We start from the raw sequence: 14,593 nt of genomic DNA on the forward strand, positions 1-14,593 counted from the left end.
ATTTACCTCCTACGGATTTAGCTTCTCTATTTCACGAGCTATCTCCTCAATAATTTTTAAAATTTCTGGGTCTCTTTCTCTTTGCCGTATTATTTTAATGCCCTTTTCTATCTTATCCAGTTTATTCATTATTTCTTGATGTCTTTTTACCAATCCTAATTTTTCCTCAAAAAACTCTAACGAGCTTTCTGCTCTTTTTAAGGTATCATAAACCCCTTGCCGCGAGATATCCAAAAGTTCGGAAATTTCTCCAAGAGAATAATCATTTAAATAGTACATCTCAAAAATTTCTCTTTGCTTATCTGTAAGCAAAGCACCATAAAAATCATACAAAAGAGTCATAAATAAAAAATCATCATCCACAAAAATCCCACCCGTTAAGGTCCTAACCTTTACATTAAGATTTTATATGAAGGGCTGCTTTTTGTCAAGCTGTGTTTTTTCATTTTTTTACGATTTAATTTACTGAAAAATAGCAGAAACGAAAGATTTTGCATCAAAAGCTTGCAAATCCTCTATTCCTTCCCCAATTCCTATATATCTTATAGGTACATTTAATTCTGATTTTATAGCTACCACAATTCCACCTTTTGCCGTTCCATCTAATTTGGTAAGTACAATACCGGTTATATCAGAAACTTCTTTAAATATTTTCGCCTGTTGAAGAGCATTTTGACCAGTTGTAGCATCTAAAACTAAAAAGGTTTCTACTCTCGCTTCAGGATATTCCCTATCTATAACTTTGCGTATTTTCCTCAATTCCTCCATCAGATTCTTTTTATTATGCAGTCTACCTGCAGTATCACAAATAAGTATATCTATTCCCCTTGCTTTTGAGGCTTGAATGCCATCAAAAATAACAGAAGCTGGATCTGAGCCTTCTTGGTGTTTGATAATTGGACAGTTAACTCTCTCTGCCCATATTTCTAACTGGTCAATAGCTGCAGCTCTAAAAGTATCACCTGCTGCTAGTATAACTTTTTTGCCTTCTTTTTTGTACAAATAAGCTAATTTTCCAATTGTAGTAGTCTTTCCTACTCCATTTACCCCTACTACCAATATCACCATAGGAGAAGTCAAGGTAAAAGGTTCTACATCCTTTTGCAAAATTTCATAAACTTCTTCAGCTAAAAGTTTTTTTATTTGAGACGCATCATAAATCTTTCTTTCTTTTGCCTTTTGACGTATTCCTTCTATAATCTTAGAAGTAGTACTAATACCTATATCAGCTAAAATTAAAATCTCTTCTAATTCTTCCAAAAGTTCTTCGTCAATTTTTCTACCTATTGTAACAATGCTATCTATTTTAGAAGTCAAATTTTCTCTTGTTTTTAAAAGTCCTTCTTTAATCTTTTGAAAAAAACCTTTTTTTTCAGCAGTTTCGGATTCTTTTTTAGATTTGTCAAAAAAATTAAGCATGTTTTACCAAGCCTCCTATTTTGTCGTCAGTATTTAGTTTAAGGGATAACAATTTGGAAACTCCTTTTTCTTGCATTGTTACACCGTATATCGCATCTGCCACCATCATTGTCCCTTTTCTGTGGCTTACAACTATAAACTGAGTATCTCTTGACAATTCTTTCAGAAACTCAGCAAATCTCTCCACATTTGCATCATCTAATGCTGCATCTATCTCATCCAATATACAAAAAGGAGTAGGTTTTATAATTAGCATTGCAAATAAAAGGGAAATAGCAACTAATGCCTTTTCTCCTCCTGAAAGAAGAGAAAGGGTTTGCAATTTCTTTCCTGGGGGCTGTGCTTTAATTTCTATACCTGTTTCTAAAAGATTGTCTTCATCAGTAAGTATTAACTCTGCATTACCCCCTCCAAAAAGTCGCCTAAACGTCTCCTTAAATTGAATCTGTAGGATTTCAAAACCATCTTTAAATTTTGTTTTGATAATTTTATTTGCTTCTTCGATTACAGAAATCAAAGATTCCTTTGCCTTTATAATATCTTCCATCTGAGATTTTAAAAAATCATACCTTTCCTTTACCTCTTTATATTCTTCAATAGCATCTATATTCACATTACCTAATCCTTTTATAGCCTTTGCCAAATGATCTGCTCTTTGTCTTAATTTTGAAATCTCGCCTTCTTCAGCTTCTTCAAAAGCTCTGTCTAAGGTCAATTCATATTCTTCCCAAAGCCTATTTTTGATATTGTCAATCTCTATCTGGAATCTTTGCATTTCCATTTCTACCTTATGAAATTCTTCATTAATATTAGTAAATTCTTGTTGTAAAATCGAAAATTTTTCTTTACGCTTTTGTAAATCCTCTTCTTCTTGGAAAATATTATCTTCTAAAGAAGAAATATCTTTTTGAATTTTTTTTACTTCTTGTTGTAATTTATATATTTCTCCTTGCAACTTTTCCATATCTAAACTCAAATTGACCTTTAAGCTTTCTATTTCTTTAATATTCTTTTCCTTCTCTACTATATTGTTTTTTTCTCTATCAAATTCTTGCCGTTTATCTTTTAAGTTATGAAGTTCATTCTGGAGCTTTTGTTCGATTTTAGCGATTTCAATCTTCAAAGCAGTGATTTCTTTATCTAAAATTGCTAAATTTTCCTCTCCTTTATTGTTTTTTTCTTTAAAGCCATTGATCAAAGCATCCAATCGTTCTTTTTCTTTTTCTAAGCTTTCTAACTCTTTTAAAAACCGGTCAATTTCTTGTTGATAATTTCTAACATTTTCCTTTAATTCATCAATTTCTAAAGTATAATTTTCTAGTTGATTTAATAAATTTCCTATTTCTTTTTCTAATGAAATCATCCTTTGCTCATTAGAAGTTATATTGTAGCTAATATCAGAAATTTCTTTGTTCAATAATTCTATTTGCTCCTCTTCATGAATTTTATCATTTATTTTTTGTCCAATTTCTTCCACCAATATTTCTTGTTGATTTTTTAAACTATCAATTTCTTTTTTCAGTTTAGTTATCTCTTCTTTTCTCTTAAAGATGCTTTGAATTTTAGGTTTTAAACTGCCACCGGTTATTGCACCCCCTGGATTTATAACTTCTCCTTCTAATGTTACAATTTTATAAGCTTGATTATATTTTTTAGATAACCTCACTGCATTTTCAATGGTATCTACTATAATAACACGGCCTAACAAAAAATTAAAAATTTCTTCTAAATTATCGTTATACTTTATTAGCTTAGAAGCAACTCCAATTACGCCTTTCTCAGTCAAAATATTGCTTTCCTGTTGAGAAAGACCCCTCCCACGGATTAAATCAAGAGGCAAAAAAGTAGCTCTTCCTAAATCTTTTTGTTTTAACCTTTCAATTATTTCCGCTACTCCCTCAGAAGATTTTATAACTATATTCTGTATACTTGAGCCTAATGCTACCTCAATTGCTGTGCTATAAGTATTTTCAACCTCTAAAAGTTCCCCCACTACTCCTATTATATTTTCCTTAAAAGAAGGAATATTTTCAGAGAGTTTTAACAAGTTCCGCACAGTTCCACTATAGCCTTCGTAATTTTTATCCATCTCCTCTAAAATAGAAAGTCGTGACCTTTTTCTTTCAATTTCTTCTTTAATAACTTTTAAAGTATCTTCTCTCAAAATCAGCTCATTATCAATTTTTTGTAAAGCTTGCTGTTTAGTAATCCTTTGCTGATTCTTTTTATCCAGTTCTTTTTGTAAAATTTGTAATTCTTCAACAATTTTATTTTTTTCTTTATCCAAAATTTCTATTCGATTTTGAATTTCCTCTATATGCTTTTTTAAATTTTGCTGCCTACTTATTGCCTCTTCCTTTAGAGAATTGTTCAAAGACAATTTTCCTTTCACGTCTGCTATGCTATTTAAAATTTCAATTATATCTTCCTTAGCTTTTTCAACTTCTTCTATCTCATTCTTTTGTTTCTTTTGCAAACTTACATATTCTTCTTGAAATTGTCTTAACTTTTCTTCCAATTCTTCCTTGTTTGCATGTAAAAGGGCTACATTAGACTCTATCCCTTTAAGTTCTTCCTTTAAAACTCTTTCCCGTTTTGCAGCTTTTTCTAACTCTTCTCTGTAAAGCTCTGTGGTTTCTTCCAAATTTCTAAGCTTCTCTATTATTAATTCCCTTTTTCCTGAGACTATCTCTATCTCTCTTAACTTATTGTGATATTCCTCTTTTTTACTGCCCAATTGCTGTTTTAAGTCATGAATTTCTTTTTCTTTATATAACAAATTCTCCTCTTGATTGATTTTATGTATTTTTTTTACATTTAATTGATTTTTTAAGTTCTCATATTTTCCTTTTAAAGCATCGTACTGATTCATAGACCTCTTTGCTAATTGAATATATAAACTTATATCTGCTTTCCTTTTTTCCTTGTGGAGTTTTAAAAACTCTTCTGCCTTGCTTTTTTGCGTTTCCAAAGTAGTAAGCTGCTTCTCTAATTCTACAACTATATCGTTTAAACGAAGTAGATTATCATTAGCTGCTGTGAGTTTCCTTTCTGCTTCTTCTTTTTTATATCTGTACTTTGAAATACCTATTGCTTCCTCAAAAATTTGTCTTCTATCTTCTGGTCTTGCAGATAGGATCTCGTCTATTCTCCCTTGTCCTATTATTGAATAGCCTTCTTTTCCTACTCCTGTATCTAAAAAAAGCTCGTATATGTCCTTAAGACGGCAAGGAGTTTTATTTATAAAAAACTCACTTTCGCCAGATCTAAAAATTTTTCTGGTAATAACTACTTCTGTATAATCAAAAGGAAGATAACCATCGGAATTATCAAGGGTGAGATTTATTTCACAAAAACCTAAAGGTTTTCTATTCTCGCTACCTGCAAAAATTACATCCTCTAACTTAGAACCTCTTAAACTTTTGATACTTTGTTCTCCCAGAACTAATCTAATAGCGTCAGAAATATTACTTTTGCCACTTCCATTTGGACCTACAATTGCTGTTACACCTTTTTCAAAATTAAGAGTTACTTTGTCTGCAAAAGACTTAAAGCCTTGAAGTTCAAGTTTCTTAAGGTACATACCACCACTCCTTATGCACCTTCCATTTTACCACATCTACATTTAAATTTCATCTTTTATTTTTCAGTATTTTTTCAGTATTATACGTGTCAAGGATAGATTGGCAATTTATTTAGCTGACATTTTGCACAGCTCGCTCCGGTGACAGAGCAGGCTAAACTAACGCTCGACTTCGGACTCCGGCGGGGTTCCTGGCCCATTCGGCCTCCTTGCCTCAGGGGCCAGCCTCCGGAGTCCTTGCCTCCGGCCCCGCCTTCGTCTCTCAGTCTCGCTAAGTTTAGCTTCTGCTCTGTCAAGTCACTTCTCTTGTGCAAAATGTCAGCTTTATTTGTCTCACCTACTACAGTTCTCCACGTACTCTTCGTATTTCTTCTACAATCTCCTCTATTTCTTCCTTATAAGAAGAAGGTGCTAATATCTTCCCCCATCCTGTTACCGTTTGAAACAATCCATCATAAGCCGTATCATGATAACTTCTTATAAAATGTGGTATCCCCTTTTCTTTTAAAATGTCTTCTAACAGTTTAGCTTCTATTTCATTTTCTAACACTAAAATTTTAACGAAGCCTTCCATCAAAATCACCTCTATATAAAAATAAAACCTGCTAAAAAAGCAGGTTTAGATTATCTTGGTTCTACAATAAATTTTATCGCTGTCCTCATTTCGCCGTCTATCTCAATCTCTGAAAAGGCAGGAATCGCAATTAAGTCTATGCCATTTGGCGCCACAAACCCCCTTGCTATTGCAATAGCCTTAACCGCTTGATTTACTGCACCTGCCCCAACCGCCTGAATTTCTGCTGAAGATTTTTCTCTTAAGACGGCTGCTAATGCACCTGCTACAGACTTAGGTTTAGATTTAGCTGATACTTTTAGAACCTCCACTGTAAAATAACCTCCTTCATACATTATTGTGAAAATGAATACATTTGATATATATTATATATTCGATAAAAAACCAATATTTCCTTCTTTTTTATAAAATTTTTTAAAAATTATTTTTTATAAAATCGGTTATAGAAATACGCATGATCTTTTTATCAGTACAAACAACTATTTTGTCATTAGTCAGACTATTCAATATTTTAAATTCCGTCTTTACGTTGTATTTTTTTTCTAAAAACAACTTGTTGAATTTTTTTTGCCCTATAATTGTGGAAATCCGCTTTTCATTAGAAAAAATTGTAACCTTTGTGTTCCTTATATTTTTATCCTCAAATACCCTTATGAAAATGTCAAGAATAACACTTGACTCAACTAATTGTCCCATCGCAGGATGAAAAGGACCTGCTACTACATCTTTATTGTAATTAATATTTTCTGTCGTTTGAAGTCCAATCCGAATGACATCAATATTATTCTTAATAAAAATTATATACATTTTCCTTGAAATTTCAACAGCCTCTTGCAAGGTTAGAGGAAAGAATCTTCCTTCTTTATACATTCTTTCAAGATAAGTATTTTTAATCACCAAAGTAGGATAAATCCTCACAAAATCAGGTTTCAACTCCACAATCTTATAAGCGGTATTTAAAGATTTCTCTAAGTTATCTCCAGGTAGTCCTATCATTATTTGCAATCCTAATTTAAAGTCATATTGCCGAATTAGATTCACAGCTTTTACGACATCCTCACTTGTATGACCTCTTCTACTTTTTAAAAGCACTTCTTCATCCATTGACTGTACTCCAAGTTCTATTATTGAAACTTTGTATCTCTTAAGATTTTGTAAAATCTCGGTGTCTATATAATCAGGACGAGTAGACAAACGAATAGCATCTATTTTGCCATTGTCCAAATATTCTTTCGCAATTCCCAAGTAGAGATTTTGCATATCCTGTGGTATTCCCGTAAAACTGCCACCAAAAAAAGATACCTCTATTTCTGCATCCCTTGGAAGAGTTTTTAAATGGGTTTCTATAGTTTGTCTTACATATTCTTCTGTTATCTCCTGCTGTTGGCCTGTTATTGAATTTTGATTGCAAAAAACACACTTAAAAGGACAACCTAAATGGGGTATAAAAAGTGGTATTATATACATCTTTTTTTTCATTTTAATATCCCCAATTTAATCAATGCTTCCATAGCCGCAGCTTGCTCAGCTTCTTTTTTACTTTTACCATAACCCTTTCCTAATATTACATCACCAATCCGCACTTGAGTTACAAAAGTTTTATTATGGTCAGGACCCATTTCCTCTATTAGCTCATAGATAATTTTCCCTATTTCCATGCTTTGAACAACTTCTTGCAGTTTTGTTTTATAGTCGCGATAAATAAGCCCTTCCAAAACTTCTTCAATGATATTTTTGAACAATTCTAAAATTACATTGCGAACGACTTCTAATCCTCCATCCAGATATACAGCAGCCAGTATCGCTTCCATAGCATCTGCAAGAATAGAATCTCTTTCTCTTCCTCCAGTCAGTTCTTCTCCTTTGCCAATGCGCAAAAAGTTGCCTAATTCTATTTCTCTTGCACACCTGGCAAGGGAGGGCTCACAAACTATTTCAGCTCTATATTTAGAAAGAGAACCTTCTTCTAAATCTTTTCTATTCTTGTACAAATACTCGCTTATTACAAGGCTTAGGACAGAATCTCCTAAAAACTCCAATCTTTCATTGCTAATCTTGCTATTTTTACCTTCGTGAGCCCATGAACTGTGAGTTAAAGCCTCTATAAGCAAATTTTTATCTTTAAAACTATAGTTTATTCTCTTTTCTAATTCAGACAAATTTTCTCTTTTCACTTCCATACCTCTTTTAAAATTTTTTAAAAAGTAATGTCCCATTATGTCCTCCAAAGCCTAAGGAATTAGAAATCGCATAAGTTACTTCTTTTTCTATAGCCTCGTTAGGCACATAATTCAAATCGCACTCTGGATCAGGAGTTTCGTAATTAATAGTAGGAGGTATAATGCCATTTTTTATAGTCAAAACAGTAGCAACAGCTTCAACAGCCCCTGCTGCTCCTAACAAATGGCCTAGCATAGACTTGATAGAGCTTACATAGAGTTTATACGCATGGTCTTTAAAGACTTTCTTTATAGCCATTGTTTCAAATTTGTCGTTATATTCAGTGGAAGTTCCATGAGCATTGATATAATCTATCATGTCAAAACTTACTTTTCCGTCCTTTAAAGCTGCTTCCATTGCACGAGCAGCTCCTTCTCCTTCTGGCGCAGGAGCAGTTATGTGGTAAGCATCATCTGTAGCACCATAACCTATTATCTCTGCATAAATTTTAGCTCCTCTTTTTTGCGCATGTTCTAAAGATTCTAAAATTAAGCTTGCAGACCCTTCTCCCATTACAAAACCATCTCTATTCAAATCAAAAGGACGGGAGGCTTTTTTAGGGTCCTCATTTGTGGACATAGCTTTCATTGCACAAAAGCCTGCAAAAGACATGGGAGTTATAGCTGCTTCAGTACCACCTGTGACTATAAGGTCTGCATCTCCCCTTTGAATAGCTTTAAAAGCTTCTCCTATAGCATTAGTACTGGAAGCACAGGCATTTACTATAGTCTCGTTTATCCCTTTTAGCCCAAAAGTTATTGCAATTTGACCTGCTGCCATATTTGCTATCATCATAGGTATGAAGAAGGGACTTACTTTTCCGGGACCTTTTTCATACATAATTTTCATCTGATTTTCAAAAGTTTCAATTCCTCCTATGCCTGTACCGTAAATAACACCAAACCTGTTTAAATCAACTTTAGAAAGGTCAATTTGTGAATCCTCTAACGCCAACTTCGCGCTGGCAACAGCAAACTGGATGAACCTATCCATTCTTCTTGCTTCTTTTTTATCTATGTATAAAGTGGGTTCAAAATCTTTTACTTCTGCTGCTACCTTAGTAGGAAACTCAGACACGTCAAACTTAGTAACAATATCTATTCCAGACTCACCACTTATTAAAGAATTCCAAAATTTTTCTACAGTATTACCTAATGGTGTAATAACTCCTACTCCCGTTACAACTACTCTGTTCATCAGTTAAAACCCCCAAAATAGAGTAAAATTTTATATTGCATAAAGTCCCGCAACGCGGGACCTCAATTATTCAAGATTGCTTAAATATTCTACTACATCACCTACTGTTTTAATCTTTTCAGCATCTTCATCAGGAATTTCAATATCAAACTCTTCTTCCAGAGCCATTATGAGCTCTACTATGTCCAAAGAGTCTGCTCCTAAATCATCTATAAAAGATGACTCCATCGTTATTTCCTCTGGATCAATGCCGAGTTGTTCGGCTATTATGTCCCTTACTTTTTCAAAAATCATACCTGCTTCACCTCCTCTCAAAAATTATACATTATGATAATATTACATAACCATTCCTCCGTCAACATTTATTACTTGCCCAGTAATGTAATCTGAAGCAGGACTAGCCAAAAAAGCAACTAATTCAGCTACCTCCTCTGGTTTTCCAGCCCTTTTCAAAGGAATGCTCTTTAACATATTTTCTTTTATTTCATCTTTTAATACACTTGTCATATCTGTTTCAATGAAGCCAGGAGCTACAGCATTCACTGTTATTCCCCGACTTGCTAATTCTTTTGCAACAGATTTAGTAAGTCCTATTATTCCTGCTTTAGAAGCAGCATAGTTAGCTTGACCTGCATTTCCCATTATTCCCACAACTGATGTAATATTTATTATTTTCCCTTTTCTCTTTTTTATCATATACTTTGATGCAAATTTTATTACATTAAATGTGCCTTTTAAATTTACATCTATTACTTGGTCCCACTCGCTTTCATCCATTTTCAAAATTAAATTGTCTTTTGTAATTCCCGCATTATTTACCACAACATCTATACTACCAAATTCTTCTACAATTTTATCTATTGCTTTTTCTACCTCATCATATTTAGAGACATCACATTTGACAGCCATTGCATCTACACCGTATTCTTTTGCTTCTCTTATAACCTCTTCAGCACTTTTATCGCTTTTTGAATAGTTAACGACAATATTAAATCCATCTTTTGCCAAGCGTAAAGCAATAGCACGTCCTATTCCTCTTGACCCACCTGTTATAAAAGCAGTTTTTCTTTCAGCTTCCATACTTATACCCCCAAAGCAGAGAGAGTCTTTAAAAGGGACTCCTCATCTTCAAAATTATAAGCATTTTTGGTTTTGTCAATCTTTTTAACAAAACCTGTAAGAGTCTTTCCTGGTCCTATCTCAACAAAAGTATCTACACCATCTTCAATCATTCTTTTTACAGATTGTTCCCATAGCACAGGATGACTCACCTGTTTTATGAGCAGGTCCTTCACTTGGTCTTTAGACGCATAATCAGCTGTTACATTTGATACTACTGGAATTTTTAAATCTTTTATTTCTATTTTTTCTAAGTCCCTCTCTAGGAGTTCTCCTGCTTTTTTTAACATGCTGCAGTGGAAAGGTGCGCTGACTGCTAATACTACTGCTCTTTTTGCACCTTTTTCTTTGGCTAGCTCGACAGCTTTTTCCACAGCTTTTACTTCTCCAGATATAACTAATTGTCCAGGACAGTTGTAATTAGCAGGTTCTACTATTCCAACTTGTGATACAGTACGGCAAATCTCTTCTACTACTTCATTTTCAAGTCCCAGTATTGCTGCCATAGTACCCACTCCTTGGGGTACTACTTCCTGCATATACTTTCCTCTGTTTTTCACTAAACGAACCGCATCTTCAAAATCTAAAGCTTCAGCCAATACTAAAGAGGAATACTCTCCTAAGCTCAATCCTGCAGTAACCTCAGCATTTATTCCTCTCTTTTGCAAAACCTTTGTTAAAGCAACAGAAACCGTTAAAATGGCCGGCTGAGTATTTTCTGTTTTCATAAGTTCTTCTTCTGGTCCCTCAAAACAAAGTTCAGATATGCTAAACCCTAAAGCTTCATCTGCTCTTTCAAAAATTTCTCTTGCCTCTTGGTATTTTTGGTATATTTCTTTGCCCATTCCAGCATATTGGGCACCTTGCCCGGGGTAAATAAAAGCAACTTTCATCCTTTCACCTCATTTTATACAAATTATCAATAACCTCACTGGCTTGTTTCATTATGTCCTCTATTATCTCTTTTACAGGTTTAATGTCATTTATAAGACCCGCAATTTGACCTGCCATCACAGAGCCATATTCTACATCACCGTCTACTACCGCTGCTCTTAATTTTCCTTCTCCTAATTTTTCTAATTGTTCCTTAGGAGCACCCATTTGTTCTAACTTTTCAAATTCTCTTGTCAGTTTATTTTTTAATGACCTAACCGGATGACCTGTGCTTCTTCCTGAAACAACGGCATCTCTGTCTTTTGCCTTTAAAATATATTCTTTATAACGAGGATGAGCAGTACATTCAGTAGAGCATACAAACCGAGTTCCCATTTGAACTCCCGAAGCACCTAAGCAAAAAGCTGCAGCAAAACCACGTCCATCAGCAATTCCTCCTGCAGCGATAACTGGAATTTTAACAGCATCTACTACTTGAGGGACTAATGCTAAAGTCGTTAGTTCTCCAATATGACCTCCCGATTCTGTTCCTTCAGCAATTACAGCGTCTACCCCAATATCCTCCATTCTTTTTGCTAAGGCTACTGAAGGCACAACAGGAATAACTTTAATACCCCGCTCTTTAAGTCTTTGTATGTACTTACCTGGATTCCCTGCTCCAGTAGTTATGACATCTACTTTTTCTTCTAAAATAACCTCCATAACTTCATCAACAAAAGGAGACAAAAGCATTACATTGACGCCAAAAGGTTTATCAGTAAGTTCTCTTGCCTTCCTTATCTGTTCCCTTACAAAACTGGCAGGTGCATTACCTGCTCCTATTATTCCTAAACCTCCTGCATTTGACACTGCAGCAGCTAGTTCTGCAGTTGCGACCCATGCCATTCCACCCTGAAATATCGGATATTTTATATTGAGCATTTCTACTATTTTCGTTTTAAACATATTTTTCACTCCTTACTTACTCCATCTTATAACACTTGAGCCCCAAGTCAAACCTGCACCAAAAGCAACTGTAAGTATAATATCGCCTTTTTTAATAAGTCTTTTTCTATAGGCTTCATCTAATGCTATAGCAACAGAGGCTGCAGAAGTATTTCCGTATTTATCAAGATTTATATAAACTTTATCATTGCTAAGTTTAAGTCTTTTTCTTGCCGCTTCAATTATTCTTGTATTTGCTTGGTGAGGTATAAGCATATCTATATCCTCTGGTTTTAAACCACATCTGTTTAAGGCTTCAATAGTAGCACTATCCATTACTTTTACTGCAAACTTAAATACTTCTTGCCCTTCCATAAAAATAGTATGTAAATTCTTTTTTACAGTCTCTTCACTGGCAGGCATTCTAGAACCTCCTGCTGGCATGTACAAGTATTTTCCTCCAGTTCCATCAGCTCCTAAATAAGTACTTAATATTCCATATCCACTTTCTACTCTTCCTACCACAGCTGCTCCTGCTCCGTCTCCAAAGAGGACACAAGTGTTCCTGTCTTTCCAATTAGTAATTTTAGACAAAGTTTCTGCTCCTATAACTAATACTTTGTTATACATACCAGTCTCTACAAATTGCTGAGCAATAGCAAGTCCGTATATAAAGCCTGAACATCCAACAGAGATATCAAAAGCAGCAGCGTTAGCTGCACCCAAATTAGCTTGAACTATGCAAGCAGTAGATGGGAAATTCATATCAGGTGTAACAGTTGCGACAATGATCATGTCAATTTCTGAAGGGTCAACTTTAGCATCTTCCAAAGCCTTCTTTGCGGCTTCAGTAGCCAAGTCAGAAGTAGCTTGTGAAGGATCTGCAATGCGCCTTTCTTTAATTCCTGTCCTTGTAGTAATCCATTCATCAGAAGTATCCACCATTTTTTCTAAATCAAAATTAGTAAGAACTTTTTCGGGAACGTAACTTCCTGTACCTAAAATTCCTGCAGCAATCTTTTCACACACTTAACTCATCTCCCATTGACTCAATTTCTTCTTTTATGTGATTTAAGACATCATTATCTACAAAATTTTTAGCTTGTTTTATCGCATTAAAAATAGCTTTTGCTTTTGAGTTGCCATGGGCTTTTATGACTGGCTTTTTAATTCCTAAAAGAGGGGCTCCTCCGTATTCGGTGTAATCCATTTTTTTAGTTATTCTCTTTAGTCCCCCCATTATCAAAAGAGCACCCAGTTTAGTAAAAATATTTCGGGTCAACTCTTCCTTTAAAAGTTGAGAAATCACAGAAGCAATTCCTTCCATAGACTTTAGTATCGCATTTCCCACAAATCCATCGCAAACTACAACTTCACAGACGCCGTAAGGAATATCTCTTCCTTCCACATTCCCTATAAAATTTAATTTTGATTTTTTAAGTTCTTCAAAAGCCTTTTTTACTACTTCATTTCCCTTTTCCTCTTCTGCTCCTATATTAAAAAGCCCTACTCTTGGTCTTTCTATTCCAAACATCTTCTCTGCATAGACATGTCCCATGACAGCAAATTGTACCAAATTTTGAGCATCACAATTAGTATTAGAACCTGCATCTAATAACACAGTAGCCCCATTTAAAGTAGGAAGTATTGGAGCTAGGGCAGGTCTGTCAATTCCTTTGATGCGCCCTAAAGTAAGCAGTGCTCCTGCCATCAAAGCACCTGTATTGCCAGCTGACAAAAAAGCATCTACCTCATCCTTTTTAAGAAGTTCTAAACCTACTATCATCGAAGAATCCTTTTTCTTTCTAACTGCCGTAACAGGTGCTTCATCATTTTCAATAACTTCTGAGGCATAAACAAGCTTAAGCCGTTTCTCCCTTCCTTGGAGACCACGTAAAACTTCTTCTTTCCCAATAAGGACAATTTCTATATCTTGAAAATACTTTAGTGCCTCTAAGCTGCCTTTAATTATCTCCTCTGGAGCATGGTCACCACCCATAGCATCAATTGCTAACCTCAACAGTGTCACTCCTTTTTTTTAGAAAGTCCTCATCAATAGCTACTAAAATGAACTTACCTCTGAATACTTCCTTATCTTTAACTTTTATCTTAACCCAAACAAAATATTTGTTTCCTCTTTGACGTATCACTTCGGCTTTCGCCACAAGTCTATCTCCTATTTTAACGGGAAACTTGTACTTTATGTTTGCCACTCCAATTAAAGCAGCAGAGGCATCAATAACAGACATAGCTAAAGACTCAGCCTGAGAATAAATGTATTGCCCCTTCACAATTTTTGTCTTGACAAAAACCATATCCTCTGTAGGCTCAAAAATTGAAATACCCCTTTTACCTAATTCTAAGTCTATTAGTTCTCCAACTACTTCAGTGCCTGTAATAGTTCTCACTTTTTGATAATTTTCTTCTGCAACAGTTTTTATACGCTCTCTAACTTCGGGGATTCCTAATTCCATCCTGTCAAGCCTTATAGTTTGTACACTCACTCCAAACATTTCTGCTAACTCGTCATCAGTATAAAAGGGGTTAGTATTTATTTTTTCTTTTAAAAGTCTTTGTCTTTCTACTTTACTCATTCGCACAGCCATATTACCAGCTCCAGATATTAGTTGTTTTTATGACCTACCCAAAATTATAAATTATTT

General features: G+C 34.5%; 15 protein-coding genes. All 15 read right to left on the minus strand.

Translation table 11 applies throughout. The features are described from left to right. Positions 1 to 9: 9 nt before the first annotated feature. Positions 10 to 363: a putative DNA-binding protein gene (locus THEWI_RS07055; RefSeq protein WP_014062923.1), complete on the minus strand. Its 354-nt coding sequence runs from the start codon at positions 361 to 363 to the stop codon at positions 10 to 12. Between the two features lie 99 nt (positions 364 to 462). Beyond that, positions 463 to 1,419, minus strand: coding sequence for a signal recognition particle-docking protein FtsY (gene ftsY, locus THEWI_RS07060; protein WP_014062924.1), 957 nt, complete (start codon positions 1,417 to 1,419; stop codon positions 463 to 465). Next, complete coding sequence (gene smc, locus THEWI_RS07065; protein WP_014062925.1) at positions 1,412 to 5,002, minus strand: chromosome segregation protein SMC; 3,591 nt, start codon at positions 5,000 to 5,002, stop codon at positions 1,412 to 1,414. Before smc ends, ftsY begins: the two co-directional genes overlap by 8 nt. Before the next feature lie 340 nt (positions 5,003 to 5,342). Further along, positions 5,343 to 5,576, minus strand: coding sequence for a putative signal transducing protein (locus THEWI_RS07070; protein ID WP_014062926.1), 234 nt, complete (start codon positions 5,574 to 5,576; stop codon positions 5,343 to 5,345). Positions 5,577 to 5,626: 50 nt separating this feature from the next. Next, complete coding sequence (locus THEWI_RS07075; protein ID WP_003869192.1) at positions 5,627 to 5,887, minus strand: stage V sporulation protein S; 261 nt, start codon at positions 5,885 to 5,887, stop codon at positions 5,627 to 5,629. A gap of 103 nt (positions 5,888 to 5,990) precedes the next feature. Beyond that, entirely contained in the window at positions 5,991 to 7,055 is a 1,065-nt protein-coding gene (locus THEWI_RS07080) for an elongator complex protein 3 (RefSeq protein WP_014062927.1), read from the minus strand. After that, complete coding sequence (rnc, locus tag THEWI_RS07085) at positions 7,052 to 7,792, minus strand: ribonuclease III (RefSeq protein ID WP_003869194.1); 741 nt, start codon at positions 7,790 to 7,792, stop codon at positions 7,052 to 7,054. The genes THEWI_RS07080 and rnc overlap by 4 nt, the downstream gene beginning before the upstream one ends. After that, the gene (fabF, locus tag THEWI_RS07090) at positions 7,764 to 8,993 is read right to left on the minus strand and encodes a beta-ketoacyl-ACP synthase II (protein ID WP_014062928.1); all 1,230 of its coding nucleotides are present in this window, start codon (positions 8,991 to 8,993) and stop codon (positions 7,764 to 7,766) included. Before fabF ends, rnc begins: the two co-directional genes overlap by 29 nt. A 66-nt stretch (positions 8,994 to 9,059) precedes the next feature. Beyond that, a complete protein-coding gene (acpP, locus tag THEWI_RS07095; protein ID WP_003866668.1) occupies positions 9,060 to 9,287 on the minus strand; it encodes an acyl carrier protein in 228 nt (75 codons plus the stop codon). Between the two features lie 42 nt (positions 9,288 to 9,329). Continuing rightward, complete coding sequence (gene fabG, locus THEWI_RS07100) at positions 9,330 to 10,073, minus strand: 3-oxoacyl-[acyl-carrier-protein] reductase (RefSeq protein WP_014062929.1); 744 nt, start codon at positions 10,071 to 10,073, stop codon at positions 9,330 to 9,332. 2 nt (positions 10,074 to 10,075) lie between these two features. Next, positions 10,076 to 11,005: an ACP S-malonyltransferase gene (fabD, locus tag THEWI_RS07105; RefSeq protein ID WP_014062930.1), complete on the minus strand. Its 930-nt coding sequence runs from the start codon at positions 11,003 to 11,005 to the stop codon at positions 10,076 to 10,078. Positions 11,006 to 11,009: 4 nt separating this feature from the next. Further along, positions 11,010 to 11,951 (minus strand): enoyl-[acyl-carrier-protein] reductase FabK, encoded by a 942-nt coding sequence (gene fabK / locus THEWI_RS07110; RefSeq protein WP_014062931.1) that lies wholly within the window; start codon positions 11,949 to 11,951, stop codon positions 11,010 to 11,012. A gap of 12 nt (positions 11,952 to 11,963) precedes the next feature. Then, the gene (locus THEWI_RS07115; RefSeq protein ID WP_014062932.1) at positions 11,964 to 12,959 is read right to left on the minus strand and encodes a beta-ketoacyl-ACP synthase III; all 996 of its coding nucleotides are present in this window, start codon (positions 12,957 to 12,959) and stop codon (positions 11,964 to 11,966) included. After that, positions 12,952 to 13,950 carry a phosphate acyltransferase PlsX gene (plsX, locus tag THEWI_RS07120; RefSeq protein WP_014062933.1) on the minus strand — a complete coding sequence of 333 codons (999 nt, stop codon included), beginning with the start codon at positions 13,948 to 13,950 and terminating at the stop codon, positions 12,952 to 12,954. The genes THEWI_RS07115 and plsX overlap by 8 nt, the downstream gene beginning before the upstream one ends. Further along, positions 13,934 to 14,536, minus strand: a complete 603-nt coding sequence (fapR, locus tag THEWI_RS07125; RefSeq protein WP_014062934.1) for a transcription factor FapR — start codon at positions 14,534 to 14,536, stop codon at positions 13,934 to 13,936. The genes plsX and fapR overlap by 17 nt, the downstream gene beginning before the upstream one ends. Positions 14,537 to 14,593: the final 57 nt, after the last annotated feature.

Origin of the sequence: Thermoanaerobacter wiegelii Rt8.B1, assembly GCF_000147695.2 — a bacterium.
Classification (GTDB): Bacteria; Bacillota; Thermoanaerobacteria; order Thermoanaerobacterales; family Thermoanaerobacteraceae; genus Thermoanaerobacter; species Thermoanaerobacter ethanolicus.

Excerpts from the sequence above, each read along its gene's own strand:
- fabK (WP_014062931.1), bottom strand. The coding sequence starts at position 11,951 with ATGTTTAAAACGAAAATAGTAGAAATGCTCAATATAAAATATCCGATA.
- THEWI_RS07070 (WP_014062926.1), bottom strand. The coding sequence starts at position 5,576 with ATGGAAGGCTTCGTTAAAATTTTAGTGTTAGAAAATGAAATAGAAGCT.
- fabD (WP_014062930.1), bottom strand. The coding sequence starts at position 11,005 with ATGAAAGTTGCTTTTATTTACCCCGGGCAAGGTGCCCAATATGCTGGA.
- fabF (WP_014062928.1), bottom strand. The coding sequence starts at position 8,993 with ATGAACAGAGTAGTTGTAACGGGAGTAGGAGTTATTACACCATTAGGT.
- smc (WP_014062925.1), bottom strand. The coding sequence starts at position 5,002 with ATGTACCTTAAGAAACTTGAACTTCAAGGCTTTAAGTCTTTTGCAGAC.
- fapR (WP_014062934.1), bottom strand. The coding sequence starts at position 14,536 with ATGGCTGTGCGAATGAGTAAAGTAGAAAGACAAAGACTTTTAAAAGAA.
- rnc (WP_003869194.1), bottom strand. The coding sequence starts at position 7,792 with ATGGGACATTACTTTTTAAAAAATTTTAAAAGAGGTATGGAAGTGAAA.
- ftsY (WP_014062924.1), bottom strand. The coding sequence starts at position 1,419 with ATGCTTAATTTTTTTGACAAATCTAAAAAAGAATCCGAAACTGCTGAA.
- THEWI_RS07080 (WP_014062927.1), bottom strand. The coding sequence starts at position 7,055 with ATGAAAAAAAAGATGTATATAATACCACTTTTTATACCCCATTTAGGT.
- fabG (WP_014062929.1), bottom strand. The coding sequence starts at position 10,073 with ATGGAAGCTGAAAGAAAAACTGCTTTTATAACAGGTGGGTCAAGAGGA.
- acpP (WP_003866668.1), bottom strand. The coding sequence starts at position 9,287 with ATGATTTTTGAAAAAGTAAGGGACATAATAGCCGAACAACTCGGCATT.